The 26,241-nt window shown below is 60.4% G+C and carries 26 protein-coding genes; 18 read left to right on the top strand and 8 right to left on the bottom strand.

All coding sequences use genetic code 11. The features are described 5' to 3' along the window. The first annotated feature begins 86 nt into the window (after nucleotides 1–86). The 9 genes from IOD17_RS05740 to rpoS all read left to right on the top strand — a co-directional run bounded on the left by IOD17_RS05740 (nucleotide 87) and on the right by rpoS (nucleotide 8,106). The gene (locus IOD17_RS05740) at nucleotides 87–1,199 is read left to right on the top strand and encodes an S-(hydroxymethyl)glutathione dehydrogenase/class III alcohol dehydrogenase (RefSeq protein WP_233684110.1); all 1,113 of its coding nucleotides are present in this window, start codon (nucleotides 87–89) and stop codon (nucleotides 1,197–1,199) included. 40 nt (nucleotides 1,200–1,239) lie between these two features. After that, complete coding sequence (gene fghA, locus IOD17_RS05745) at nucleotides 1,240–2,085, top strand: S-formylglutathione hydrolase (RefSeq protein WP_233684111.1); 846 nt, start codon at nucleotides 1,240–1,242, stop codon at nucleotides 2,083–2,085. An 89-nt stretch (nucleotides 2,086–2,174) separates the two neighbouring features. Beyond that, on the top strand, nucleotides 2,175–2,648 hold the full coding sequence (gene ispF / locus IOD17_RS05750; RefSeq protein ID WP_233684112.1) for a 2-C-methyl-D-erythritol 2,4-cyclodiphosphate synthase: 474 nt from the start codon (nucleotides 2,175–2,177) through the stop codon (nucleotides 2,646–2,648). Then, nucleotides 2,645–3,703, top strand: coding sequence for a tRNA pseudouridine(13) synthase TruD (gene truD, locus IOD17_RS05755; RefSeq protein ID WP_233684113.1), 1,059 nt, complete (start codon nucleotides 2,645–2,647; stop codon nucleotides 3,701–3,703). The genes ispF and truD overlap by 4 nt, the downstream gene beginning before the upstream one ends. Next, entirely contained in the window at nucleotides 3,691–4,440 is a 750-nt protein-coding gene (surE, locus tag IOD17_RS05760) for a 5'/3'-nucleotidase SurE (RefSeq protein ID WP_233684114.1), read from the top strand. The genes truD and surE overlap by 13 nt, the downstream gene beginning before the upstream one ends. Nucleotides 4,441–4,481: 41 nt before the next feature. Next, nucleotides 4,482–5,117: a protein-L-isoaspartate(D-aspartate) O-methyltransferase gene (locus IOD17_RS05765; RefSeq protein ID WP_233684530.1), complete on the top strand. Its 636-nt coding sequence runs from the start codon at nucleotides 4,482–4,484 to the stop codon at nucleotides 5,115–5,117. Nucleotides 5,118–5,140: 23 nt separating this feature from the next. Next, nucleotides 5,141–6,079, top strand: coding sequence for a DUF368 domain-containing protein (locus tag IOD17_RS05770; RefSeq protein ID WP_233684115.1), 939 nt, complete (start codon nucleotides 5,141–5,143; stop codon nucleotides 6,077–6,079). 50 nt (nucleotides 6,080–6,129) lie between these two features. After that, nucleotides 6,130–6,990, top strand: coding sequence for a peptidoglycan DD-metalloendopeptidase family protein (locus IOD17_RS05775; RefSeq protein ID WP_233684116.1), 861 nt, complete (start codon nucleotides 6,130–6,132; stop codon nucleotides 6,988–6,990). Between the two features lie 105 nt (nucleotides 6,991–7,095). Next, complete coding sequence (gene rpoS, locus IOD17_RS05780; RefSeq protein ID WP_233684117.1) at nucleotides 7,096–8,106, top strand: RNA polymerase sigma factor RpoS; 1,011 nt, start codon at nucleotides 7,096–7,098, stop codon at nucleotides 8,104–8,106. A gap of 505 nt (nucleotides 8,107–8,611) precedes the next feature. Here rpoS and fdxA read toward each other — a convergent pair. Both fdxA and mutS read right to left on the bottom strand, forming a co-directional pair. Further along, nucleotides 8,612–8,935 (bottom strand): ferredoxin FdxA, encoded by a 324-nt coding sequence (gene fdxA / locus IOD17_RS05785; RefSeq protein ID WP_090248347.1) that lies wholly within the window; start codon nucleotides 8,933–8,935, stop codon nucleotides 8,612–8,614. A gap of 138 nt (nucleotides 8,936–9,073) precedes the next feature. Then, entirely contained in the window at nucleotides 9,074–11,647 is a 2,574-nt protein-coding gene (gene mutS / locus IOD17_RS05790) for a DNA mismatch repair protein MutS (protein ID WP_233684118.1), read from the bottom strand. 77 nt (nucleotides 11,648–11,724) lie between these two features. On the opposite strand from mutS, the gene IOD17_RS05795 reads away from it, so the two are divergent. From IOD17_RS05795 to recX, 3 genes are all read left to right on the top strand, one after another. Continuing rightward, nucleotides 11,725–12,237: a CinA family protein gene (locus IOD17_RS05795; RefSeq protein ID WP_233684119.1), complete on the top strand. Its 513-nt coding sequence runs from the start codon at nucleotides 11,725–11,727 to the stop codon at nucleotides 12,235–12,237. Nucleotides 12,238–12,327: 90 nt separating this feature from the next. Continuing rightward, entirely contained in the window at nucleotides 12,328–13,377 is a 1,050-nt protein-coding gene (gene recA, locus IOD17_RS05800) for a recombinase RecA (RefSeq protein WP_233684120.1), read from the top strand. Nucleotides 13,378–13,388: 11 nt separating this feature from the next. After that, a complete protein-coding gene (gene recX, locus IOD17_RS05805; protein WP_233684121.1) occupies nucleotides 13,389–13,853 on the top strand; it encodes a recombination regulator RecX in 465 nt (154 codons plus the stop codon). A gap of 180 nt (nucleotides 13,854–14,033) precedes the next feature. Here recX and IOD17_RS05810 read toward each other — a convergent pair whose 3' ends face one another. Then, nucleotides 14,034–15,104, bottom strand: coding sequence for an LOG family protein (locus IOD17_RS05810; protein ID WP_233684122.1), 1,071 nt, complete (start codon nucleotides 15,102–15,104; stop codon nucleotides 14,034–14,036). A 132-nt stretch (nucleotides 15,105–15,236) separates the two neighbouring features. After that, complete coding sequence (locus tag IOD17_RS05815) at nucleotides 15,237–16,640, bottom strand: MBL fold metallo-hydrolase RNA specificity domain-containing protein (RefSeq protein ID WP_233684123.1); 1,404 nt, start codon at nucleotides 16,638–16,640, stop codon at nucleotides 15,237–15,239. Nucleotides 16,641–16,769: 129 nt separating this feature from the next. Here IOD17_RS05815 and IOD17_RS05820 point away from each other — a divergent pair, with 129 nt between their 5' ends. Both IOD17_RS05820 and IOD17_RS05825 read left to right on the top strand, forming a co-directional pair. Continuing rightward, nucleotides 16,770–19,172, top strand: a complete 2,403-nt coding sequence (locus IOD17_RS05820) for a xylulose 5-phosphate 3-epimerase (protein ID WP_233684124.1) — start codon at nucleotides 16,770–16,772, stop codon at nucleotides 19,170–19,172. Nucleotides 19,173–19,207: 35 nt separating this feature from the next. Then, the gene (locus IOD17_RS05825) at nucleotides 19,208–19,408 is read left to right on the top strand and encodes a hypothetical protein (RefSeq protein ID WP_233684125.1); all 201 of its coding nucleotides are present in this window, start codon (nucleotides 19,208–19,210) and stop codon (nucleotides 19,406–19,408) included. A gap of 8 nt (nucleotides 19,409–19,416) precedes the next feature. On the opposite strand, the gene IOD17_RS05830 is transcribed toward IOD17_RS05825, so the two are convergent. Then, complete coding sequence (locus IOD17_RS05830) at nucleotides 19,417–19,815, bottom strand: quorum-sensing-regulated virulence factor family protein (protein WP_233684126.1); 399 nt, start codon at nucleotides 19,813–19,815, stop codon at nucleotides 19,417–19,419. Nucleotides 19,816–20,021: 206 nt separating this feature from the next. Between IOD17_RS05830 and IOD17_RS05835 the strand changes: the two genes are divergently transcribed. Then, nucleotides 20,022–20,732, top strand: coding sequence for a tRNA-uridine aminocarboxypropyltransferase (locus IOD17_RS05835; RefSeq protein ID WP_233684127.1), 711 nt, complete (start codon nucleotides 20,022–20,024; stop codon nucleotides 20,730–20,732). Nucleotides 20,733–20,734: 2 nt separating this feature from the next. Here the strand turns inward: IOD17_RS05835 and IOD17_RS05840 are convergent, their stop codons facing one another. Further along, nucleotides 20,735–21,616 carry a DMT family transporter gene (locus IOD17_RS05840; protein WP_233684128.1) on the bottom strand — a complete coding sequence of 294 codons (882 nt, stop codon included), beginning with the start codon at nucleotides 21,614–21,616 and terminating at the stop codon, nucleotides 20,735–20,737. A gap of 200 nt (nucleotides 21,617–21,816) precedes the next feature. On the opposite strand from IOD17_RS05840, the gene erdR reads away from it, so the two are divergent. Both erdR and IOD17_RS05850 read left to right on the top strand, forming a co-directional pair. Further along, the gene (gene erdR, locus IOD17_RS05845; RefSeq protein ID WP_233684129.1) at nucleotides 21,817–22,476 is read left to right on the top strand and encodes a response regulator transcription factor ErdR; all 660 of its coding nucleotides are present in this window, start codon (nucleotides 21,817–21,819) and stop codon (nucleotides 22,474–22,476) included. Nucleotides 22,477–22,543: 67 nt separating this feature from the next. After that, nucleotides 22,544–22,909 carry a diacylglycerol kinase gene (locus IOD17_RS05850; protein WP_233684130.1) on the top strand — a complete coding sequence of 122 codons (366 nt, stop codon included), beginning with the start codon at nucleotides 22,544–22,546 and terminating at the stop codon, nucleotides 22,907–22,909. Between the two features lie 8 nt (nucleotides 22,910–22,917). Here IOD17_RS05850 and IOD17_RS05855 read toward each other — a convergent pair whose 3' ends face one another. Next, nucleotides 22,918–23,844: a LysR family transcriptional regulator gene (locus IOD17_RS05855; RefSeq protein ID WP_233684131.1), complete on the bottom strand. Its 927-nt coding sequence runs from the start codon at nucleotides 23,842–23,844 to the stop codon at nucleotides 22,918–22,920. Between the two features lie 124 nt (nucleotides 23,845–23,968). Between IOD17_RS05855 and fpr the strand changes: the two genes are divergently transcribed. Next, on the top strand, nucleotides 23,969–24,748 hold the full coding sequence (gene fpr / locus IOD17_RS05860) for a ferredoxin-NADP reductase (RefSeq protein WP_233684132.1): 780 nt from the start codon (nucleotides 23,969–23,971) through the stop codon (nucleotides 24,746–24,748). A 50-nt stretch (nucleotides 24,749–24,798) separates the two neighbouring features. Here fpr and IOD17_RS05865 read toward each other — a convergent pair whose 3' ends face one another. Beyond that, nucleotides 24,799–26,133 (bottom strand): GGDEF domain-containing protein, encoded by a 1,335-nt coding sequence (locus IOD17_RS05865; RefSeq protein ID WP_233684133.1) that lies wholly within the window; start codon nucleotides 26,131–26,133, stop codon nucleotides 24,799–24,801. Nucleotides 26,134–26,241 lie beyond the last annotated feature (108 nt).

Here is a 26,241-nt window from a genome sequence, read left to right on the forward strand (position 1 = left end):
CAAGAATGTTTTGTTTTTTGTTCGATTATCTATCTGCATCACTGATCTACACTCTGCGCCACCGTCGAATCTGCTGGAGAGCGATCATGATCAAGTCCCGTGCTGCCGTAGCCTTTGCCCCCAATCAGCCGCTGCAAATCGTCGAGGTCGACGTAGCGCCGCCCAAGGCCGGTGAAGTGCTAGTGCGCATTGTCGCCACCGGCGTGTGCCACACCGATGCCTACACCCTGTCGGGGGAGGATTCCGAAGGGGTATTCCCGGCGATTCTCGGTCATGAAGGCGGTGGCATCGTCGAGGCCATCGGTGAGGGTGTGACCTCGGTCAAGGTGGGTGACCACGTGATTCCGCTGTACACCGCCGAGTGTCGTGCCTGCAAGTTCTGCAAGTCCGGCAAAACCAACCTGTGCAACTCGGTACGCGCTACTCAGGGCAAGGGCCTGATGCCGGATGGCACCAGCCGCTTCAGCTACAACGGCGAGCCGATTTACCACTACATGGGCTGCTCGACGTTCTCCGAATACACCGTGTTGCCGGAAGTTTCCCTGGCGGTGATCCCCAAGGAGGCGCCGCTGGAGAAGGTCTGCTTGCTCGGTTGTGGCGTGACCACCGGGATTGGTGCCGTGCTCAACACCGCCAAGGTGGAAGAGGGCGCTACTGTGGCGATCTTCGGTCTCGGCGGTATCGGTTTGGCCGCGATCATCGGCGCGAAGATGGCCAAGGCCTCACGCATCATTGCCATCGACATCAACCCGGCCAAGTTCGAGGTGGCCCGTGAGCTGGGCGCGACCGATTTCGTTAACCCCAAGGATTTCGCCAAGCCGATTCAGGACGTGATTATCGAGATGACTGACGGCGGCGTGGATTATTCCTTCGAGTGCGTGGGCAATGTGCAGCTGATGCGCGCCGCGCTGGAGTGCGCGCACAAGGGCTGGGGGGAGTCGGTGATTATCGGCGTGGCCGGTGCCGGTCAGGAAATCAGTACCCGTCCGTTCCAGCTGGTGACCGGCCGCGTCTGGCGCGGTTCAGCCTTCGGTGGCGTCAAGGGCCGCACCGAACTGCCGAGCTATGTGGAAAAGGCGCAAAAGGGTGAAATTCCGCTGGATACCTTTATCACCCACAACATGCCGCTGGACGACATCAACAAGGCCTTCGATCTGATGCATGAAGGCAAGAGCATCCGCACGGTTATCCACTTCTGATCACGCTGGGCGGCTGTGATGGCCGCCCACTGGAGGCCTTATGACCTTGGAAAATATTTCCTGCCAGAAGAGTGCCGGTGGTTGGCACAAGCGCTATCGCCATCGTTCGGCGGTGCTGGGTTGCGACATGGTGTTTGCTGTGTATCTGCCGCCGCAGGCTGAGCAGGGCGGCACATTGCCGGTGCTGTACTGGCTGAGCGGGCTGACCTGCACCGATGAGAACTTTATGCAGAAGGCCGGCGCGCACAAGCTGGCGGCCGAGCAGGGGTTGATCATCGTTGCGCCGGATACCAGCCCACGTGGTCCCGATGTGCCGGATGATCCGGACAAGGCCTGGGATTTCGGTCTGGGTGCCGGCTTCTACCTGAACGCCACCCAAGAGCCCTGGGCGCGGCATTACCGCATGTACGACTACGTGGTGCAGGAACTGCCGGCGCTGATCGAGGCGAACTTTCCCGTATCCGACAAGCGCGGTATCAGCGGCCACTCCATGGGCGGGCACGGTGCATTGGTCTGCGCCTTGCGCAATCCGGGGCGCTATCAGTCGTTGTCGGCCTTTGCGCCGATCAGCAACCCGAGCAACTGTCCCTGGGGTGAGAAGGCGTTTTCGCGCTATCTCGGCGATGAACGTTCGCGCTGGCGCGAATGGGACGCCTGCGTCTTGCTCAGCGAAGCCACGGAAAAGCTGCCGATTCTGGTCGATCAGGGTGATCGTGATGACTTCCTGGAAAACCAGCTCAAGCCGGATGCGCTGAAGGCTGCGGCGCAGGCCGCAGGTCATCCGCTGACTCTGCGTCTGCAGCCGGGCTACGACCACAGCTACTACTTTATCGCCAGCTTTATCGATGACCACCTGCGTCATCACGCCAAGGCGTTGTTGGGCTGAACCGCTACTGACCGACGGCCAGCTAGCCGGGTTGATCCTGTAGCTTTCAGTTAGAATCACGCCCTGACTTTTTCAGGGCGTTGTTTCTTATGCGTATTGGCCACGGCTACGATGTGCACCGCTTCGGTGAGGGCGACTTCATCACCCTGGGCGGCGTGCAGATTCCCCATAAATTCGGCCTGCTGGCTCACTCCGATGGTGACGTGCTGCTGCATGCCCTGAGCGATGCTTTGCTCGGCGCGGCCGCGTTGGGTGATATCGGCAAACACTTCCCCGATACCGACCCGACCTTCAAGGGCGCCGACAGTCGCGTGCTGCTGCGCCATGTGCTCGGTCTGGTGCATGCCAAGGGCTGGCAGGTGGGCAATGTCGACGCCACCATCGTCGCCCAGGCGCCGAAGATGGCACCGCATATCGAGACCATGCGCGCGCGGATTGCCGAGGACCTGCAGGTGAGCCTGGATCAGGTCAACGTCAAGGCCACTACCACCGAGAAACTCGGCTTTACCGGGCGTGAAGAAGGCATTGCCGTGTATGCTGTCGCGCTGTTGGTCGCTCGATGAATGAACTCGAATTGCTCGGCCCGCGCGCCTATGGCGAACCTTGTGGCACGGCGGTGCTCAAGGCTGTGGCGGAAGATTTTCAGGTCGATGAAGTACTGGATATTCCCCTGGCAGGCGAGGGTGAGCACCTTTGGCTATGGGTGGAAAAGCGCGAGCTGAACACCGAGGAAGCGGCCAAGCGTATTGCCCGCGCGGCCGGCGTGCCGTTGAAGTTGATCAGCTACGCCGGGCTCAAGGATCGTCAGGCGCTGACCCGTCAGTGGTTCAGCCTGCACTTGCCGGGCAAGGTCGATCCCGACCTGAGCGCCGCCGAAGATGCCAGCTTGAGCATCCTCAAGCAGGTGCGGCATACCCGCAAACTGCAGCGCGGCGCTCACGCGGCCAATGGTTTTACCCTGCGCCTGACCCAGCTGGCTGCGGATCGCGAGGCGCTGGATCAGCGTCTGACCCAGATCGCCGCTCAGGGCATTCCCAATTATTACGGCTTGCAGCGTTTCGGCCATGAAGGCGGCAATGTCGCCCATGCCCGGCACTTTGCGGCGAACAAGAGCCTGCCGGAGAAGCGCAATGTGCGTTCGCGGGTGCTCTCGGCAGCACGCAGTTATCTGTTCAATCAGGTGCTGGCTGAGCGGGTCGCCGCCGGCACCTGGAATCAGGCGCTGCTGGGGGATCTGCTGGCCTTTACCGACAGCCGCAGCTTCTTTTCGGCCGGCGAGGCGGAGTGCAGCGATCCGCGTCTGGCGATTCTCGATCTGCACCCAACGGGCCCGCTTTGGGGCGCAGGCGTCTCTGGCGCTGCGGGTATCGCGCAAGCGCTGGAGCAGGATCTGGCCGCACGCGAAAGCGTCTTGGTCGACTGGTTGGCAGAAGCAGACATGACGCACGAACGGCGTATCCTGCGCCTCCCCATTGGCGGCCTGTCGTGGCATTATCCCGAGCCTGACATTCTGCAACTGGAATTCGTCCTGCCGGCTGGATGCTTTGCCACCGTTTTGGTGCGTGAGCTCGTCGATCTGTTGCCTGCAGGGCAGACGGACAACCCATGCGTATTCTGATTTCCAATGATGACGGCGTTGCTGCGCCAGGCCTGGCTGCGCTGCATGCGGCGTTGGCCGACTATGCCGAGTGCACGGTGATTGCCCCCGATCAGGACAAGAGCGGCGCGAGCAGCTCGCTCACCCTCGATCGCCCGCTGCACCCGACCACGCTGCCTAATGGCTATATCAGCCTTAACGGTACGCCGACCGATTGCGTGCACCTGGGCCTTAACGGCCTGCTGCCGCAAGTCGCGGATCTGGTGGTGTCCGGCATCAACCTGGGCGCCAATCTGGGCGACGACGTGCTGTATTCCGGCACCGTTGCTGCAGCTCTCGAAGGGCGCTTTCTGACGCGTCCGGCGTTTGCCTTCTCTCTGCTTTCACGCCTGCCGGATAACCTGCCGACTGCTGCCTATTTCGCCCGCAAGCTGGTCGAGGCGCATGAGCAGCTCGATCTGCCGCCGCGCACCGTACTCAATGTGAATATTCCCAACCTGCCGCTGGAGCATATCCGTGGCATCCAACTGACCCGCCTGGGACACCGCGCCCGCGCTGCGGCGCCGGTCAAAGTGGTCAATCCGCGCGGAAAAGAGGGTTACTGGATCTCGGTGGCCGGTGATGCCGAAGATGGCGGCCCCGGTACGGATTTCCATGCGGTAATGCAGGGCTATGTTTCGGTCACCCCGCTGCAGCTGGACCGTACTTTTGCTGATGGCTTCAACAGCCTGCAGCCCTGGCTGGAGGGGCTGCTGTGATCCGCCGGGAACAGGATGAGTTGCACCATCGCGGCATCGGCATGACCTCGCAGCGCACCCGCGAGCGGCTGATTCAGCGACTTTACGAGGAAGGGCTGTCCAACGCCCATGTGCTGGAAACTATTCGCCGCACGCCCCGTCATCTGTTTGTTGATGAAGCCCTTGCCCATCGCGCCTATGAAGACACCGCCCTGCCAATCGGCAACAACCAGACCATCTCGCAGCCCTATATGGTTGCGCGCATGAGCGAGCTGTTGCTGGCGGCAGGTCCTTTGGACAAGGTACTGGAGATCGGTACCGGCTCGGGCTATCAGACCGCGATTCTGGCGCAGCTGGTTGAGCGCGTATTCAGCGTCGAGCGCATCCAGGGCCTGCAGGAAAAAGCCAAGGAGCGCCTGGCCCAGCTCAATCTGCGCAATGTGGTATTTCGCTGGGGCGATGGCTGGGAGGGCTGGAATGCTCTGGGCCCATACAACGGCATCATCGTCACGGCAGCGGCGGCCAATGTGCCGCAAGCGTTGCTCGACCAGCTGGCTCCAGGTGGGCGTCTGGTGATCCCGGTCGGTGCGGGAGATGTGCAGGAATTGTTGCTGATTGTCCGCGAGGACGACGGCTTCTCCCGGCATGTGCTCGATGCGGTGCGTTTTGTACCGCTGCTAAATGGGCCGCTGGCCTGATTCGATTGTTTACGGATGAACCCATGAAGAAGTATTTCCTGCTCTACGCCAAAGGCATTGCCATGGGCGCTGCTGACGTCGTGCCGGGTGTGTCGGGTGGCACTATCGCGTTTGTCAGTGGTATCTATGACGAACTGCTGCGTTCGATTGCCAGTGTGCCAATCGCTTTGGGTCTGCTGTTGCGCGGGCGTATTGCCGAGGCCTGGAAGGCCGCCAATGCAACATTTCTGCTGGTGCTGCTGCTGGGCATCATGACCAGTGTGTTGAGCCTGGCGCGCTTGATCACCTATTTATTGGCCGAACAGCCGATTCCGGTCTGGTCATTCTTTTTTGGCCTGATTCTGGTGTCCACCCACCTGGTGGTCAGGGAAATTCAGCGCTGGAACTGGACACGGGTGGTCAGTCTGCTGCTGGGTGTGGCGTTCGCCTACTGGATTACCGTTGCCGCTCCGTTGCAGTGGGGGCATGACCCGTTGAGCCTATTCCTGGCGGGTGCCATCGCCATCTGCGCGATGATTCTGCCAGGCATTTCCGGCAGCTTTTTGCTGGTACTGATGGGCCTTTACAGCTTTGTGTTGGGAGCGGTGAAGAGCCTGGACATCACTGTGTTGTTGATCTTCGCCAGCGGTTGCCTGGTGGGGATTGTCAGTTTTGCCGGTTTCCTGCGTTGGTTGCTGGCTCGCTGGCGTGACCTGACCCTGGCATTTCTGACTGGGCTGATGGTCGGCTCGCTGAACAAGATCTGGCCCTGGAAGGAAACCCTGAGCTGGCGTACTGACAGCCATGGTGCACAGGTGCCTGTATTGCAAAACAACCTCTGGCCTGAGCGTTTCGCAGAGGTCAGCGGGCAGGATCCACAGGTGCTGTTAGCCATTGTGTTGGCCGTTGCCGGTATTGCCCTGGTGTTGGGTCTGGAGTGGTTGGCAAGTCGTAGCCTGCAAAGCGCTGGTGATAACCCATAATTGCGGCACAATGCATGCCAGCAAGATGTAGTCAGTTTCGGGAGACGCAGGTGAGTTTCACAGCCATTCAATTGCCGAATCGCGTCAGCGGTGCCCGTAGCCTGTTGAGTGGCCTTGTCCTCAGTGCGCTGCTTAGCGCCTGCGCGAGCCCGCCACCGGGTGGGGTGAAAGTGGTTGATCGCAACCATGGAGGTGGTGCCAGTCAGGCGCCGCAGCGTCAGCCGGTCAGTAGTGGGCAATACCAAGTGCAGCGTGGCGATACCCTGTACTCCATCGCGTTCCGCTTTGGCTGGGACTGGAAAGCACTGGCGGCCCGTAACGGTATTGCGCCGCCTTATCTGATTCGGGTTGGCCAGGTCATTCGTTTTGACGGCCAGCCGGCCAGTCGACCGCCAGTTGTCGCGACTGCACCTGTGGTAGTTGCTCAGCCGTCCAGTCGTCCAAGCACACCGGTGCAGGGCCGGCCCGTACAGACCACGCCGCCAGCACCGGTGAAGACAACCCCAAGCGTGACTGCGCTGCCGCCAACTCAGCGTTCTGCTTCCGGATGGTTATGGCCCTCCAATGGCCCGGTTATCGGGCGATTTTCCTCAAACGGCAGTTTGAATAAAGGCATTGATATCGCCGGAGAATTGGGCCAGCCTGTTTTAGCTGCGTCTGATGGTTCAGTGGTCTACGCCGGGAGTGGTTTACGGGGCTACGGCGAATTGGTAATCATCAAACATAGCGATACCTACGTAAGCGCCTACGGTCATAACCGCAGGCTGTTGGTGCAGGAGGGGCAACAGGTCAAAGCCGGGCAGAAAATTGCCGAGATGGGTTCCACAGGAACCGACCGGGTGAAGCTGCATTTTGAAGTGCGCCGCCAGGGTAAACCTGTAGACCCGCTGCAATACCTGCCACGACGTTGATCTAGCGCTAGCCTGTCTCCACCACGTGGGAGGGACAGGCTTTGGTGTAACCAGGGACTTGGTCACGCTAGGGCTTGCTGTCGAACTCAGCAAGGAATAACAAAAATGGCTCTCAATAAAAAAGAAGCGCCGGAGTTTGACGTCGATGATGAAGTGCTCCTGATGGAGCCCGCTATTGTCCTTGACGATGATTCAGACGAAGAAGCGCAACCGCCACTTTCCCGCAGCAAAGCAAAAGCGTCCGCTACCAGCAGCAAGCAACACAAATATATCGATTACACCCGTGCACTCGACGCCACTCAGCTGTACCTCAATGAAATCGGCTTTTCCCCTCTCCTGACTCCTGAAGAAGAAGTGTTCTTCGCGCGCTTGGCGCAGAAGGGTGATCCCGCCGGCCGCAAGCGCATGATCGAAAGCAACCTGCGCCTGGTAGTGAAGATCGCCCGTCGTTACGTCAATCGCGGTTTGTCCCTGTTGGATCTGATTGAAGAGGGTAACCTCGGTCTGATTCGTGCGGTCGAGAAGTTCGACCCTGAGCGTGGTTTCCGTTTCTCGACCTATGCAACCTGGTGGATCCGTCAGACCATCGAACGGGCGATCATGAATCAGACCCGTACCATTCGTTTACCCATTCATGTGGTCAAAGAGCTCAACGTCTACCTGCGTGCTGCTCGCGAATTGACCCAGAAGCTCGACCATGAGCCCTCGGCAGAAGAAATTGCCAACCTGCTGGAAAAACCGGTGGGTGAAGTCAAACGTATGCTCGGCCTGAACGAGCGGGTTTCCTCGGTAGATGTCTCCCTAGGTCAGGACTCTGACAAAACCCTGCTCGATACCCTGACTGATGAACGTCCAACAGACCCCTGTGAGTTGCTGCAGGATGATGACCTGTCGCAGAGCATTGACCAGTGGCTGTCTGAGCTCACCGATAAGCAGCGCGAGGTGGTGATTCGCCGCTTCGGTCTGCGTGGCCATGAAAGCTGCACCTTGGAAGAAGTTGGCCAGGAAATCGGCCTGACCCGTGAACGGGTGCGGCAGATTCAGGTAGAGGCTCTCAAGCGGCTGCGGGAGATTCTGGAGAAGAATGGGCTTTCGAGTGATTCACTGTTCCAGTGAGTGTCAGGCGGTAACCTGAGAACCCGGCTTAGGCCGGGTTTTTTATGGCTTGCAGTTTGTTGGTGTAGGTGTGTTTTGTGAGTGCTTATGTAAGCCATTGCTTACAAGGGGCGTAAGCTATCGGTGCTTTAGTAGGGTAGAAAAGCGTCATTTAATTTTATAAGTATTTGTTTTAATTGATTTATTTTTATAGTCGTAAAGTCGGGAATGTCGCCGCCTGGGTATTTTCGCTGCTTGTTCAGGGCGTCGAAGTGGCTAGTATTACACCTGTGCTCAGGGACAAGCACAGGTTGTCAGGATGACAATCAGGACATCGCAGGACGCGATTCATCAGGACGATGAGCTGGGAAATACAGGGACTAGGGACAAAAGAGTGGGCGACGCGAGTCGCCCCTTTTTTTGCCTGCGTTTTATGCCCTGCGCCTGCTCTTGGCATTTTCTGGCAGCAGAAAAGTAAAAACCCGCGCAAGGCGGGTTTTTAGTGTGCAGCGCACAAATGTAGCGACTAGCGCTCCAGGTACTGCAGTTTGTCTTTCACGCCATCCCACTCTTCAGCGTCCGGCAGGGACTCTTTCTTCTCGGTGATGTTTGGCCAGACTTCGGCCAGATCAGCGTTCAGCTCAATGTATTCCTGCTGGTCTTCCGGCACCTCATCTTCGGAGAAGATGGCTTGTGCAGGGCACTCAGGCTCGCAGAGTGCGCAGTCGATGCACTCGTCCGGGTGAATCACCAGGAAGTTCGGGCCTTCGTAGAAGCAGTCCACCGGGCAGACTTCTACGCAGTCGGTGTATTTGCATTTGACGCAGTTGTCGGTAACGACGAAGGTCATCTCTGATTCTCTCCTCGGGCGCCAGCCTGCCCCGTTCTATGCGGGTTTCAGCAGGCTAGGGGTAATGGCCACGGCTCAGGCTTGAAGTCGGGCTGTCGTAAAAATGCGCGCGATTCTAACAGTTTGCGCGCAATAACGTTAGAAGCGTGTTTTCCATGTATATAACAGCTCCAGCGCTTTTCGCGGAGTCAGATCATCAGGATTGATCTTCTGCAATTCCTCCAGCAGTGGGTGCGGCAGGCTGGCGAACATATCGCTTTGCAGTGGCGCAGCGCTCTGGCCTGGCTGTGTTGGGGGGAGTTCGTGGGGCAGGCTGGTGGTTTCCAGACGCGCCAAGTGCTCGCGTGCACGCAGAATAACTTCGCTCGGCACCCCCGCCAGTTGTGCCACAGCCAGGCCATAACTCTGGCTGGCCGGGCCGGGCAGCACGTGGTGAAGGAACACGATGCGTTCATTATGCTCGGTAGCATTCAAATGCACGTTGGCCACGATAGGCTGGCTTTCCGGCAGTACCGTCAGCTCGAAATAGTGGGTGGCGAACAGGGTGTAGGCACGCAACTTGGCCAACTGCTCAGCAGCAGCCCAGGCCAGCGACAGGCCGTCGAAGGTGCTGGTGCCGCGGCCGACTTCATCCATCAGCACCAGGCTGCGCTCGCTGGCGTTGTGCAGGATGTTGGCGGTTTCGCTCATCTCCACCATAAAGGTCGAGCGGCCGCCCGCCAGGTCATCGCTTGAGCCGATACGGGTAAAGATGCGGTCAACCAGTGACAGCTCACAGCTTTTCGCCGGCACGAAGCTGCCGATATGCGCGAGCAGTACAATCAGTGCGGTCTGGCGCATATAGGTGGATTTACCACCCATGTTCGGCCCGGTAATGATCAGCATGCGCGTGTCATCGTCCAGGCTCAGGTCGTTGGCCACAAATGGCGTGGTCAAGACCTGCTCAACTACCGGGTGACGGCCCTGGTCGATACGCATGCAGGGCTCATCGACAAAGCGCGGGCGATTGAGATCCAGATTCAGCGCACGTTCTGCCAGGTTGCTCAGTACATCCAGCTCGGCCAGAGCGGCTGCGCTGTCCTGCAGTGGGCCGAGGTGACTGATCAGGCGCTCCAGCAACTCGTCATAGAGCATCTTCTCGCGGGCCAGGGCGCGGCTCTTGGCCGACAGCGCCTTGTCTTCGAACTCTTTCAGTTCGGGCGTGATAAAGCGCTCGGCGCCTTTCAGAGTCTGCCGGCGGATATAGTCGGCCGGCGCCGATTCGGCCTGCTTGCTCGGCAGCTCGATAAAGTAGCCGTGCACGCGGTTGTAACCGACCTTGAGGTTGGCCAGGCCGGTGCGGGCTTTCTCGCGCGCTTCCAGGTCCATCAGGTATTGGCCGGCGTTCTCGCTAAGCGATTGCAGCTCATCCAGCTCGGCGTCGTAACCGGTTTTCATCACACCGCCGTCGCGGATCACCGCTGGCGGGTTATCGATAATCGCCCGGGCCAGCAGCTCAGCCAGTTCTGGGTAGGTGCTGACCACACCCGCCAGCTCACTCAGGTGCGGCGCTTCCAGATTGGTCATGGCCATCTGCAGCGTGGGCAGGGCCGCGAGGGCATCACGCAGGCGCGCCAGGTCGCGCGGGCGCGCATTGCGCAGGCCGATACGGGCGAGGATGCGCTCCAGATCGCCAATTTCCTTGAGCTGCGGCTGCAGGGTTTCGAAGCGGTAGCGCTCCAGCAAGCAGGCAATTGACTCCTGACGCGCTTCGAGAATATTGCGGTCGCGCAGCGGGCGATTTAGCCAGCGGCTGAGCAGGCGGCTGCCCATGGCGGTTTGGCAGCGGTCGACTACCGACTGCAGGGTGTTGTCGCGTCCGCCGGCGAGGTTGATGTCCAGCTCCAGGTTGCGCCGGCTGGCACCATCGAGAATCACTGTGTCATCTAGGCGCTCATGGCGCAGGCTGCGCAAGTGCGGCAGAGCAGTGCGCTGGGTTTCCTTGGCGTAGGCCAGCAGGCAGCCGGCAGCGCCGATGGCCAGGGTCAGACTCTCGCAGCCAAAACCCTTGAGGTCCTGCGTGCCGAACTGTTGGCACAGGCTCTTATGTGCGGTATCGCGTTCGAAGTCCCAGGGCGCGCGACGGCGTGAGCCCCGGCGTTTTTCTGCTGGCAGATCCTGTGGCCAGTCATCGGGGATCAGCAGCTCAACCGGATTGAGGCGTTCAAGCTCGGCCAGCAGATTTTCCCAGCCTTTGATCTCCAACACGCTGAAGCGCCCGCTGGTGATATCCAGTACGGCCAGGCCGAACAAGCGCTCATCGCCCAGCACGGCAGCCAACAGGTTATCGCGGCGCTCATCGAGCAGGGCTTCGTCACTGATGGTGCCGGGGGTGATGATACGCACCACCTGGCGCTCCACCGGGCCTTTGCTGGTGGCCGGGTCGCCGACCTGCTCGCAGATCACCACCGACTCGCCCAGCTTGACCAGCTTGGCCAGGTAGCCTTCCAGAGAATGGAATGGGATTCCGCACATGGGGATCGCCTGGCCGGCAGACTGGCCACGGGCGGTCAGGGTGATGTCCAGCAGTTTGGCGGCCTTTTTTGCGTCCTCGTAGAAGATCTCGTAGAAGTCGCCCATGCGGTAGAACATCAGTTGTTCTGGATGCTGATTTTTCAGTTTCCAGTACTGCTGCATCATCGGCGTGTGAGAACTGAGGTCGCTTTGGCTCATCGTTTTAGCTGTCCGGCTGAATCGCAAAAGCGCCTAGTGTAGGGTATCCAGCTTGTCGGTTTCATCCCGGAGTGCAGATGACTGCGAATGAACAAGGCCTGACCCAGCTGGCCACTGATTTGGGTGCACAACTGAGTGCCGCAAAGTCTCAGGTAACCACTGCCGAGTCTTGTACCGGCGGTGGCATTGCAGAAGCGATTACCCGTGTTCCCGGTAGCTCGGCCTGGTTTGAAGCCGGGTATGTCACTTACTCCAATGCGCAGAAGAGCAAACAGCTCGGTGTGCCCGAGGGCCTTTTCGCTACTGTCGGGGCGGTCAGCCGGGAAGTGGTCGAGGCCATGGTGCGGGGCGCGCAGGCCCATAGCGGGGCGCGTTATGCAGTGGCGGTCAGCGGTGTGGCAGGACCCGATGGTGGCTCATTGGATAAACCGGTAGGCACGGTCTGGCTGGCTTGGGGCGATGGTGAGCAGCAGTACAGTGTGCGCCGACAGTTTGTCGGAGATCGCGCCGAAGTTCGCCGACAAACGGTTGAGGCCGCACTGGCGGGGCTGTTGCGCCTGCTTGCGCAAGAAAATCCAAACGCGGGGTAGGCGGGCGACTTGCCCTGTGGAATAATACTGTCTACTTATACAGTTGTTGGTGGCCGCTAGCTGGCCCTTCTTGATTACGTGAGGACTCAAATGGACGAGAATAAGAAGCGCGCCTTGGCGGCAGCCCTGGGCCAGATTGAAAAGCAATTCGGCAAGGGCGCGGTGATGCGCATGGGCGATCATGAACGCCAGGCGATTCCGGCCATTTCCACTGGTTCTCTGGGGCTGGACATTGCCCTGGGCATCGGCGGTCTGCCGAAAGGCCGCATCGTCGAAATCTACGGCCCTGAGTCCTCCGGTAAAACCACCCTGACCCTGTCGGTGATCGCCGAAGCACAAAAACTCGGTGCCACCTGTGCCTTCGTCGATGCCGAGCATGCGCTTGACCCAGATTACGCCGGCAAGCTCGGCGTCAACGTCGACGACTTGCTGGTATCGCAGCCTGACACCGGCGAGCAGGCCCTGGAAATCACCGACATGCTGGTGCGCTCCAACGCCATTGACGTGATCATTGTCGACTCCGTGGCGGCCCTGGTGCCGAAAGCGGAAATTGAAGGCGAGATGGGCGATATGCACGTGGGCCTGCAGGCCCGCCTGATGAGCCAGGCGCTGCGCAAGATCACCGGCAATATCAAGAACGCCAACTGTCTGGTGATCTTCATCAACCAGATTCGCATGAAGATCGGCGTGATGTTCGGCAGCCCGGAAACCACCACTGGTGGTAATGCGCTGAAGTTCTACGCCTCGGTACGTCTGGACATCCGCCGTACCGGTGCGGTGAAGGAAGGCGACGAAGTGGTTGGCAGCGAAACTCGCGTCAAAGTGGTGAAGAACAAGGTCGCACCGCCGTTCCGTCAGGCCGAGTTCCAGATCCTTTACGGCAAGGGCATCTACCGCAACGGCGAGATCATTGATCTCGGTGTGCAGCTTGGCTTGCTGGAAAAATCCGGCGCCTGGTACAGCTACCAGGGCAACAAGATCGGTCAGGGCAAGGCCAACTCGGCCAAGTACCTGGAAGACAACCCGGAAGTGGCACGTACCATCGAAGGTTTGATCCGCGAGAAACTGCTGGTCAGCAATGTGCCGGGCAAAACCAACGCGGCTGTTGACGAGCTGGCTGACGCCGAACTCGACGCCTGACCCACGCGCCCATGTCCATAGCTCTGGATAACCCCGTCGCGGTGCGGCGGGCGGCCATGGATCTGCTGGCCCGGCGTGAACATGGCCGGGTCGAGTTGACCCGCAAATTGCGCAGTCGCGGGGCGACAGATGAGTTGATCGAAGCCGCTCTTGATCGGCTGGCTGAAGAAGGGCTGTTGTCTGAGGCGCGTTACCTGGAAGCTTTTGTCAGTTATCGCGCGCGTGCCGGCTATGGGCCATTACGCATTCGTGAAGAGCTGACCCAGCGCGGTCTGGCCCGCAGTGATGTTGAGCAGGCCTTGCGCGACAGTGCTATCGACTGGCGTGAACGGCTGCAGGAAACCTGGCAACGCAAGTTTGCCGGTACGCTGCCCCATGATGCCCGCGAGCGGGCTCAGCAAGCACGTTTTCTCAGTTATCGGGGGTACCCCGCTGACCTGATTGGGCGATTGTTGCGTGGCGCGATGGACGACTAACCCGCCGTTGCTTACAGCTTCAAGGCGTTCACCTGCATTCACCATTCCCTGTTTTCTGAGCATGCGTTGATACTGCAGCAGTACCAGCGTGTGTTGCTGTCTGCCCTCGCTGTGTCGGTGGCGCGGTGCCATGCCGAACCGTGAGCGGATGGAGGACGTCGGCAGGTCTGCTCAAGTGTTCTATGCCCAGTTTTGCGGCTGATTGGTAAAGTCCAGCAACTCGCGCAAGCGCCCATGGCTACGGCCGTTGAAGGCAAAGGCCAGGCGCGTCATGTGGCACAGTTCGGGTTCATCAAGTTCTGAGTCGCAATGACCTTGCTGTTGGTAGTCGCCGTTTTTGCACAAATCGTGGAATTCACGGTTGAGCTGCTGCATGGCCTGTTCACTTAGCGCATGGTTGAGACGGATCACGTAGCGCTCGTTGAGCCAGCGACTGGAGTGGTAGTTGCGGTAGAACTGGGCAATTTCCTCGGCGGCTTCTTCGGCGCTGTGCACCAGGCGCATCAGGCGCATGTCGCTGGGCAGGATATAGCCGTTGTCCTGCAGTTGCTCCTGAAGAAAGGTCAGGGCGCTGGTCCAGAAGCTGCCACCGGGCTGGTCGAGCAGCACCACGGGCACCATCGGACTTTTGCCGGTCTGAATCAGGGTCAGCACTTCCAGTGCCTCATCCAGCGTGCCGAAACCGCCAGGGCAGAGTACCAGGCCGTCGGCTTCCTTGACGAAGAACAGCTTGCGCAGAAAGAAGAAGTGAAAGGACAGCAGGTTATTGCTGCCTTGCATGGTGGCATTGGCGTTCTGCTCGAAGGGCAGAGTGATATTGAACCCAAGGCTGTTTTCCTGGCCGGCACCGGCATGTGCGGCAGCCATGATGCCGCCGCCGGCACCGGTGATGACCATCAGGTTGTGCTTGGCCAGCGTGGCGCCGAGGTCATGGGCCAATTGATAGACCGGATGATCGGTCGGGGTGCGGGCCGAGCCGAAGACGGTGACCTTGCGCCGCCGTTTAAACTGTTCCAGCGTGCTGAAGGCATGCTCCATTTCACGCAGGGTTTGCAGCATGATCTTGGCATCCCAGCGGCTGCGATCCGCCTGGGCCATGTGGATCACAGTGCTGAGCATTTCTCGGTAGAGTTTGAGGTTGGGGCTGTCAGGTGGAGTGGCCAGGTTGCTCAATTCTTCCACTTTGCTGTTCAGGTCTATGCCATTGATCTGAAAATGCCGGGACAGGTAGTCGTCCGCTTCATGAGGCATACAACGTCTCCTTCTGGTTGCAGGCCGGGCAGTCTGTTGCTGCAACGGCCGTGTCCTGAGTATGGCCGGCAGCAGCGGATTTGTGCTGTGCGGGCTGCTACAGCCTAACCTGCTGCCAGGCTCAGGCCTGCATCAGAGGGCAATTTGTTCGCCAGGTTCAGGAATATTGGCGATCCAGTTCAGGCGCTCACGCAAGGCCAGTTGCAGGGCCTGCATCTTTTCCAGTTCGCCGTGCACCAGATACAGCTCGGGGTGATGCTCGAAGTGGCTGACCCAGTCGAGCAACTGGGATTGTCCGGCGTGTGCGGAAAAGCCGCCCAGGGTGTGGATCTTGGCTTTCACGGCAATGCGCTGATGGAGGATCTTCACGTACTCGGCACCGTCCACCAGGGTGCGGCCGAGAGTGCCTTTGGCCTGGAAGCCGGGGAAGATCAGGTGGCAGTCGTCACGCCACAGGTTGTGCTTGAAGTGATGGACGATGCGTCCGCCAGTGCACATGCCACTGCCCGCGATAATGATTGCGCCGCTTTTTATCCGGTTGATCACCATCGATTCCTCGGCGGTCGCGGTGCAGCGCAGGATCGGCAGCCAGTCCTCGATGCGCTTGCTACCGCGGGCTTGAAAGGCGGCACGGTCTTCGGCCGCAAACTGCTCTTGAAAGCGCGAGTAGATGGCGTTGGCGCGGATGGCCATGGGGCTGTCGAGAAATACGGCCTGCTGCGGCAGACGGCCTTCGTGATAAAAGCGCCCGAGGTAGTAGATCAGGTCCTGGGTACGGCCGACCGCGAAGGAAGGAATCAGTACGTTACCGCCGTCGCGATGGGCCTGTTGCAGGATGTTCGCCAGCTCTTCCAGGGTGTCTTCGCTGCAGCGGTGGTCACGGTCGCCATAGGTGGACTCCAGCAACACCACATCGGCCTGGTTCAGGGTGCTGGGGTCACGCAGCAGGGGTGAGCAGGTGTTGCCCAAGTCCCCGGAAAACACCAGACGGCGGGTCAGGTGGTGATCCTGCACCGCGATGTCGACAATCGCCGAGCCGAGGATGTGCCCAGCATCGTGAAAGGTGATCTGCACCCCTTTGGCCACCTCGCAGGCTTGCTGATAGGGCAGTGCGCGCCTCTGGCTGAGCGCCTGTTCGGCATCGGCAATGGTGTACAGCGGGCGGATTGCCGGTTTGCCCATGCGGGCGCGCCATTTGTTTTCCCACTCGGCGTCCTTCTCCTGGAGAAATGCGGCATCGAGCAGCATCAGCTCCATCAGTTCGCAACTGGCGTCAGTGGCAAAGATCGGCCCACGGTAGCCGGCCGCCGTGAGTTTGGGCAGCAGGCCGGTGTGGTCGATGTGCGCATGGGAGATCACCACGGCATCCAGGCTCTGCGGATCAAAGGCGAACGGCGCATGGTTACCGTCTTCCTCCTCGCGGCGGCCTTGGCGCATGCCGCAATCGAGCAGCACCCGAGCGCCATCACGGCTTTCGATCAGGTAACAGGAACCGGTGACTTGTTGAATCGCGCCGAGGAAATTGAGCAGGGCCATGGTGAGTCCTTGGTCGAGTAAAGGGGCACTTGTAAGGCTGGTCTATGGCGGGGGCGAGTGTCTTGATGCAGGTCAGCATCCACTTGTGTCTCGGCTTCTAGACTCGTTGCATCTCTATGGAGCAAGCCCATGACTCAGCTATTTCCCAGTGCCAGTGAGTTGGCTGAACACGCCCGGATACAGCCAGACTTTGCCGCCTGGCAGCGTGGCTATGGTCCGTTACAGCATAGTCAGCAGACCTGTGCGGCGGTGTACCGCTTGGCTCATCAACTGGTACAGGCTGGCCAGCAAACCGACCTGGCCACGGTCTATCGACACTTTTATGCACTGGACCGGCTGACCGCTGCCGGCCTGTGGCTGGTGGTGCACATGACCTATGCCCGGCGTGTGCGCCTCGACGGTGTGGCGCTGGCTGCCGAGGATTTCAAAATCACGCCTGAAGGCCATACCGGTGGCGCGTTGAACATGGTGCCGGCTTATGCCGGTTACCTGGCGTTGAACAACCTGAGCGGTGAAACCCGCGGCTGGCTGATGGGGCAGGGCCACTGCGTGGCGGCCATCGAGGCGCTCAACCTGCTGACCGCCAATCAGCAGCCGGAGCAGGCCGTCCGTTACACCTGTGACGAGGCCGGTATGAGCCAGCTGGTGGCGGATTTCTACAGCTATGCGCAGAACGCCGCTGGGCAGGTCAGTGCGCCGCTGGGCAGCCACGTCAACCCGCACACGGCGGGCGGGATTGCCGAAGGCGGTTACCTGGGCTTTGCCGAGTTGCAGTACGCCCACCTGCCACTCCCGGGTGAGACGCTGGTGGCTTTTCTCTCCGATGGCGCTGCCGAAGAGCAGCGCGGCAGTGACTGGATGCCGCGTTGGTGGCGGGCCGAGGACTGTGGCCTGGCCTTGCCGGTGATGATTGCCAACGGCCGACGTATCGAACAGCGCACGGAGCTGGCGACGCCGGCGGGGCTCGACAATTTTCGCGAGCATCTGCGCCAGTGTGGATTTGACCCTTTGAGTTTCGATGGCCGCGATCCGGCCGCGTTTGTCTGTGCCTTGTGGGAGATGGAACAGCGCCTGGGCCGGCGGGTGCAGGAGCTGCACGATGGCGTGCTGAACTACCCACTGCCGATGCCATACGGTATTGCCGAGACCGTCAAGGGCTTCGGTTTCTACGGGGCCGGCAGCAATGCAGCGCATAACTTGCCCTTGCCGGCTAGCCCACACAGCGATGCTGAGTCTCGCGCCCTGTTCAATCAACATGCGGCGCAGTTGTGGGTCGCCCCAGATGAGTTACGTGCGGCCTGTGCGCTGTTTGCCGACCGCGGTGACCGTCCTCTTGAGCGCGATAATTCCTTGGCGCAGTGCCGTCCGGTGTTGCCGCAATTGCCCGCGTTGCAGTATCAGAACCGCGCCTGCTCACCGATGCTGGCGCTGGATCGGTTTTTTGTCGATCTGGTGCAGGCCAACCCACACCTGCGTCCGCGCGTCGGCAACCCGGATGAACTGGCCAGCAACCGCCTGGGCGGAGTGCTCAATGCACTCAAACATCGCGTCAGCGCGCCGGAAAGCGCCTTGGAGGCTGTGGATGGCGCGATTATCACGGCCCTCAATGAAGAGGCGGTGGTGTCCGCCTGCCTGGCCAATCAGGGTGGCTTGAACCTTGTGGCAAGTTACGAAGCCTTCTGCGTGAAGATGCTTGGCGCTGTGCGCCAGCGCATCATCTTTGCCCGCCAGCAAAAGGAAGTGGGACGACCGGCCGGCTGGTTGGGCTGGCCGCTGGTGGCCACCTCGCACACCTGGGAAAACGGCAAGAACCAGCAGTCGCATCAAGACACTACGTTCTGCGAGGCCCTGCTTGGCGAGATGGGCGACATGCTGCGGGTATTGCTGCCGGCCGATCACAACTCGGCGCTGGCGCTGTTGCCGGGCATTTACCAGGCGCGCGGCCAACTGGCCTGTATGGTGATTGCCAAGCGTGAGCAGCCTTGCGTATTCAGCCCCGCACAGGCCGAGCAACTGGCCCGTGACGGTGCCCTGGTACTGGCCGAACACGCGGGCGAACAGCCTTTGCTGCTGATAGCCAGTGGCAGTTATCAGCTGGCGGCCATGCAGCGGGCGGCCGTTCGTCTGAGCGCGGCCGGATGTGCCTGGCGTCTGATTTACTTGCAGGAGCCCGGCCGTTTTCGCGCCCCGCGCGATGCCTGGGAAGAGGCCTCGGTCGCTACTGCCGCGCAGGTGGAACAGCTGTTCCCCAGCACCTGCCCGCGGCGTGTGTTGCTGACCCACATGCGCCCGGAAGTGGCGCGCGGGCACCTTTGGCCAATCCTCGGCGATGCGCGCAACAGCCGCGTGCTCGGCTACCGTAATCGGGGTGGCACGCTGGATGAGGCCGGCATGCTGTTCGCCAATCAGGCGAGCTGGGCGCATGTACTGCAGGCTGCCTCCGGGTTGCTGGACAAGCCCGTTGCGGCGCTGCTCAGCACTGAGGAACTGGCGGCTGTGCAGGGGCGGGGCGATCCGCGCTGCCTGCGTTAGCCACCGGCTGTGCACGCTGGAAGGGAGGGGCAGGTATGCCTAGGTTGATTCTGGAACTTGATGTGGAACTGTACCGTCTGCTGCAGCAGGCGGCTCACAGTAACCAGCTGAGTCTTGAAGAGGAGTGCTTGCGTCGGTTGGAGGGGGCGACAAGGCGTTCACAGTACATGCACGCCTTGCTGGCTGATCTACGTGCCGATGATGCACAACGCCGCGCCGATCAGGAGGGTGGCTGAGGGGCGGCTTACAGGCCGCAATCAGCCTTGCTGAAGCGCTCGGTGGTGACCGGGCGATTGCTCTTGTACTCGCTGAACTCGTAGCGCAGTGCTGCGCCACGGGCGAGCAACTGGCGGTAGCCAGGGTTACGGCAAACGCTATTGGCCAGTTGCACCCTTACCGCGTCCGGGTTGCCGCGCATCTGGGCGGCATGCCCGCTGCGCACGCTGAGGTGGTTGACCAACTCGCTGCCGTCGACGGTATAACCCTGATCGAGAATGTCTTCATTGATCGCCCGTGGCGTGCCGACGCTGCTTTCGCGGGCAACCTTTTCCAGCATCTTGTTCAGTTCGAAGTCTTTCAGCGTGGCGGCATGGGCAAATAGGGGCAGGCTCAGCGCCAGGGTCAGGCTGATAAAACGCAGCATGGGGTTCTCCAAAGTCGATTCGCTCCTCTGACCGGCAAGCCCTGGCAGAGGTTCAGTGGCGTTATCTTACTCGCCTGCCGGTGCTTGCGGCAGCTGCCCTGGGGACGCACGGTTGAATAACCCGCCGCAGGCTTTGTTAGACTGCCGCGCCTGCCGCCCCCTGGATAAGCCATGTCGTACGTTCGTTACCCTCAGGTGCATACCTGATGAGCCATGCTGTAGCACGGCTGCGCGCCGAGCGGATTGCCCGCAGTGCCAAACCCTTTCTTGCCCGTGGCAGTCGTGCCATACGCTGCAACGACTGTCGCTTAGCCCTCAGTCACTGCCTGTGCGCCTGGCGCCCACGGATTGAAGCGCGGTCCGCCATGTGCCTGCTGATGCACGATGTTGAAGCGCTCAAACCGAGCAACACTGGCTGGTTGATTGCCGATGTGGTGGCTGATACTTCGGCGTTTGGTTGGTCGCGGGTCACGGTTGATCCGGGCTTGCCGGCCTTGCTTCAGGATCCGCAGTGGCAGCCGTATCTGGTCTTCCCCGGTGAGTATGTGGCGGCTGAGCGAGTGGTCAGTGAGGTGATGCCGGCTGCGGGCAAGCGGCCGTTGTTCGTGTTGCTGGACGCGACCTGGAGCGAAGCGCGCAAGATGTTTCGCAAAAGCCCCTACCTCGACAGCCTGCCGGTACTCAGCCTGCAGGCCGAACAGCTGTCGCGCTACAAGTTGCGCCGTTCCAAGCGCGATGATCATTTCTGCACCGCAGAAGTCGCCGCGCTGTGCCTGGAACTGGCAGGTGATCAACGGGCCGCCGATGGGCTGAATGCCTATCTGGATGTCTTCAGCCAGCACTACCTGGCGGCCAAGGCCCCGCGCGCCGTGGCCCTGGATGACCCCTTGCATCAGCGGCTGCGCGAGTTTCTGTAAGGCTAGGCGAGCTTTTTTGGCCATAGCTGCGCGAGCAGCATGCCGGCGAACATCAGCGCGCAACCGAAGTAGCCGCGCAGCTCCAGCGATTCGCCGAGCAGCCAGGCACCGGCGATGGCGGCAAACACCGCCTCGAGGGACAGAATGATGGCGGCGTGGGAGGCGATGGCATCCTTCTGCGCCACTACCTGCAAGGTAAAGCCGACAGCTACACCAAAGATTCCGCCGTAGAGAATCGCCGGGCCCGCAGCGATGATCGACTGCAACTGAATTTCCTCGAAGATCACCGCCAGTACCAGGCTGATCACCGCGCAGGTGATGAACTGCACCAGGGCCAGGCGTAGCGGATCATGGCGGCCGGCGAAGAACCCCACCAGCAGCACATGCACGCCCCAGACAAAGGCCCCGGCCAGTTGCAGCCAGTCACCGGAGGCCACGGTAAAGCCTTCACCGACACTCAGCAGGAACATCCCCACCACCGCCAGGCAGGCGCCTAACCAGATGCCCAGGCCGGTCTTGTGGCCGATAAACAGGCCCAGCAGTGGCACGATGATCACGTACAGCCCGGTGATAAAGCCGGAGTTGGTCACGCTGGTAAACAGCAGGCCCACCTGTTGCAGGTTGATCCCCAGTGCCAGAGCCAGGCCCATCAGCACGCCACCGCGCAGCAACTGGCGATTCAGCGGTGCCACCGGCGCGCTGCTGCGGCCTTCCAGCAGATGCAGCACTGGAAGCAGAATCAGCGCCGCCAGGGCGAAGCGTAATCCGCTATAAAGAAAGGGGCCGATGGCATCCATGCCCAGGCGCTGTGCGACAAATGCCGACCCCCAGATCATGGCGGTCAATAGCATCAACAAATCGGCGCGCAGGGCGTGGCTTCGCATTTCTAGCTCTCGTCGGCAAAGGTGCGAACTGTGCCGCAAAGCATCGTGCTTGACCACCCCGTCAGCGCTCGGCATGCTGGGCCGCTTTTCGGCGTGGTCGGAGTCGTTGGGGTTTTCGTCCGGCTCACTGCGCGCGCTGCGTTACCGTGCCCTGGACACTGCCTATCGCAGGCATCCACATAACAAAAACAGGATTCACCATGGCCGCTTTTGAAATCCTTATTGCTGATGATCACCCGCTATTTCGCAGTGCCTTGCAACAGGCGCTGACGCTTGGTCTGGGGCCGGATGTACGGCTGGTTGAAGCGGCCAGCATCGCCGAGCTGGAAGCCCGTCTGGCCGAGAAAACCGACTGGGATCTGGTCCTACTCGACCTCAATATGCCAGGCGCCTACGGCTTCTCCGGGCTGGTGCTGCTGCGTGGGCAATACCCGCACGTGCCGGTGGTGATGATCTCGGCGCAGGAAGAGGCGGCCATCGTTGCCCGTTCGCGCGAGTTTGGTGCCAGTGGTTTTATCCCTAAATCCAGCGCTCTGGAAACCATCCAGCAGGCGGTGCGTCAGGTGCTCGATGGTGAGGTCTGGTGGCCGCAGCAGAGTCAGGAAGCGATTGCCCTGTCGGCCGAGGCCAAGGCTGCCAGTGCCGGGCTGGCCAGCCTGACGCCGCAGCAGTTCCGGGTGTTGACCATGGTCTGCGATGGCCTGCTGAACAAGCAGATTGCTTATGAGCTGAGTGTGTCCGAAGCCACGGTAAAAGCCCATGTGACGGCGATCTTCCGTAAGCTGGGCGTACGTACCCGCACTCAGGCGGCTTTGCTGCTGCAACAGCTGGAGTCGATTCCTGCGCAAACGGACGGTTAAGCCTGCGTTAATCTTTGCTCGGCAGACTTGCTGCGCTGTTTTCTCCCTCTTGTTGTGATGATCCCCAATGTCGCCATTCAAGGGCCAGACCGGCCTCAAACGTATTCTCAATGCCACAGGCTATTCGCTGGCTGGCCTGCGCGCGGCCTTCACTGGCGAAGCGGCATTTCGCCAACTGCTGCTGATCAATGTGCTGCTGGTGCCGCTGGCCTTCTACCTGGACGTCAGCCGTGTCGAACGCGCCCTGATGGTGGCAGTCTGTCTGCTGGCGCTGATCGTCGAGTTGCTCAACTCGGCGGTGGAAGCAGCGATTGACCGCATCTCCCTGGAGCTGCACCCACTGTCAAAAAATGCCAAGGACATGGGCAGTGCCGCGCAGTTCACCGCCCTGACGCTGATTGCCCTGGTATGGGCGATCATTCTGCTGGGCTGACACGTCGATCAGGCAATCGTCGGCAGGACGATCTGGTCACTGCGCGTCACGCCAGCGGTGAGGGCGCGACACAGTTCGATGAACTCGCGCATGGCTGCGGTCTGGTATTTCTGTTTGTGCCAGATGAAATAGAACTGCCGGCGCAGGTCCAGCTGCGGCGTTTCCACTGCCACCAGGCTGCCTCGGCGAAATGCATCGCGTAGCGCCAGGCGGGAAATACAGCCGATGCCCAGACCGGACTCCACTGCGCGTTTGATCGCCTCGGTATGCTCCAGCTCCAGGCGCACATTCAGGCTGCTGGGGTGATGGCGCATGGCCTGATCGAAGGTCAGCCGCGTACCTGAGCCTTGCTCACGCAGAATCCAGGCCTCGCGGGTCAACTCCTCCAGGCTCGCCTCGCCGCGTTGTGCCAGGGCGTGTTGCGGCGCGCAAAACACCACCAGTTCATCCTCGACCCAAGGTTGTACCTCGATATCCGGGTGCTGGCAGTCGCCTTCGATCATGCCCATGTCCAGCTCGTAGTGGGCTATTTGTTGCACCACATGGGCGGTGTTGTGCACCTGCAGTTTCACCCGACATTCCGGGTGGCGCTGCATAAAACTGCCAATCAGCAAGGTTGCCAGGTAGTTGCCCACTGTCAGCGTGGCGCCGACATTCAGCGAGCCGTAGCCGCTCTTGCCGCCGAGCAGGCGTTCGATTTCCTTGGCTTGGTCGAGCAGTGCCACGGCTTGCGGCAGCAGTTGCAGGCCGAGTGCGTTTAGGCTCAGGCGCTTGCCGGCACGGTCGAATAGCTGGCAGTCGGATTGGCGTTCCAGCTCGCTCAGTGAGGTACTGGTCGCCGACTGCGACAAAGCCAGGTAATCAGCGGCGCGGGAAACACTTTCCTGCTGAGCTACGGCCACAAACACCTGCAGTTGCCTAAGTGTAAATCGCATATCTATATAACCGATAACCCATATCTTGATAATCAAGTTAACAGATATTATGCCGCTCTTTACAATGTTGTCCAATTCGCGCGCCTGCGCACAGGACCTTACATTCGTCGGAGCCCCCGAGCACATGAGCAACCTCAATTCCGAGCGCATCCTCAGCGTCCACCACTGGAACGATACCCTGTTCAGTTTCAAGTGCACCCGCGATCCGGGTCTGCGCTTCGAGAATGGCCAGTTCGTGATGATCGGCCTACAGCAGGACACTGGTCGTCCGCTGATGCGTGCCTACTCCATCGCCAGCCCGAACTGGGAAGAGCACCTGGAGTTCTTCAGCATCAAAGTGCCGGACGGCCCGCTGACCTCGCAGCTGCAGCACCTCAAGGAAGGTGACGAGATCATCATCAGCAAGAAGCCTACCGGCACCCTGGTGCTCGATGACCTCAATCCGGGCAAGCATCTGTATCTGCTCAGCACTGGCACTGGCCTGGCGCCGTTTATGAGCGTGATTCAAGACCCGGAAACCTATGAGCGTTTCGAAAAGGTGATCCTGGTCCACGGCGTGCGTTATGTGAACGAAGTGGCTTACCGTGAGTTCATCACCGAGCATCTGCCGAAAAATGAATTCTTCGGCGATGCGTTGAAGAACAAGCTGATCTACTACCCGACCGTTACCCGCGAGCCGTTCGAGAATCAGGGCCGTCTGACCGACCTGATGCGCAGTGGCAAACTGTTCCAGGACATCGGTCTGCCGCCGATCAACCCACAGGACGACCGCGCGATGATCTGCGGCAGCCCGAGCATGCTCGATGAAACCAGCGAAGTGCTCAACGAGTTCGGCCTGAAGATTTCCCCGCGTATGCGTGAGCCGGGTGACTACCTGATCGAGCGCGCCTTCGTTGAGAAGTAAGCGTGACTGAATAAAAGAGCCCGCCAATCGGCGGGCTTTTTCATGTCTGGCTAGCTCTGCTCAGGCGCGCTGTGAAAGCGATTGCCGCCGTTCTGCTTGGCACGGTACATGGCGTTGTCGGCGTGCAGCAGTAACTGCTGTGCGTCCTGGGCATGTTGCGGGTAAAGGGCGATGCCGATGCTCGGCAGGATGGTCTGGTTCTGCCCGCACAGCTCGAAGGGCTGATTGAGGCTCTGGCGGATTTTTTCCGCCACCACGCTGGCGTGGTCGGCCGAGTGAAAGTCTTCCAGCAGTACGACGAATTCATCACCAGCAAAGCGCGCTACGGTATCGGCCTCGCGCAGGCACAGCTGAATACGCTGGGCGACGCCTTGCAGCAGCTGATCGCCAGCGGCGTGGCCGAGGTTGTCATTGACCTGCTTGAACTTGTCCAGATCGAGGAACAGCAGCGCCACTTGCGATTGCTCGCGACGCGCGCGGGCCAGGGCTGTATGCAGGCGATCGCGTAGCAGCTCGCGGTTGGGTAATTGGGTCAGTGAGTCGTACTGCGCCATGTACTGCAGGCGACTGAGCATCTGCTGACGCTCGATGGCGGCGGCCACCTGGGTCGAGACAAATTGCAGCAGCTCCTGATCACGCTCGCTGTAGCGCGTGGCGGCGCTGCTTTGCACCAGCAGCGCGCCGATAATTCCACGGTGCGAGCGCAGCGGTACGCCAAGCCAGCTATGTGGCGTTGCAGTTAGTGCCTGGCCGGCGTTGGGCAGCAGCAGGGTGTTGCCGCTACGAATCACCTGCGCGCTCAGCGTGGCGGCATTCAGTGGCGTTTCGACAGTCGTTGCTGGCGGCTGTTCGGCGGGGTAGGGGAAGCTCAGCTCGTCGTTCTGCTCATCGTACAGCGCTACTGAGAAACTGATGGTCGGCAACAGTTCGCCAATGATCTGGTGCACCTGCTGAAACAGCCCGAGCAGGTTCTTGGCCGAATGGGCCGCTTCGGAAATACCGTATAACGCGGCCTGCAGGGCTTCACTGCGTTTGCGCTCGCTGATGTCATGGGCCACGGCAATGCGCACCTGATCATCCTCGGACCAGCGCGCGGACCAGAGGATATGCACGGTGCTGCCATCCTTGCGCAGGTAACGGTTTTCGAAGTGCGGGTGAGCGATGCCAGCCATGATCTCCCTGGCTGCCTGCAGGGTTTTCGCGCGGTCTTCCGGGTGGACCATGTCGATCATGCGGCGGCCGATCATCTCATCGGCGCGGTAGCCGAAAATATGCTGGCAGGCGGCGCTGACAAATACGAAATAGCCTTGTTGGTCGACCACACAGATGGCATCGAGCAGCAGGTCGACGAGGTTCTCGGTCGGCGCGTAGGTGCTGGTTTGCATAGTTTCACTGGGTGTTGAGTCGTGAGGGAGCAGCGGCTGCTGGCTATTTGCAAGCATAGCCGCAGCTGCTCAGCTTACCCACATGATGATCAACAAAGAATGTTTGCC

The sequence above is a fragment of the Pseudomonas anguilliseptica genome, assembly GCF_021375795.1.
In the GTDB taxonomy this organism is placed as follows: Bacteria; Pseudomonadota; Gammaproteobacteria; order Pseudomonadales; family Pseudomonadaceae; genus Aquipseudomonas; species Aquipseudomonas anguilliseptica_A.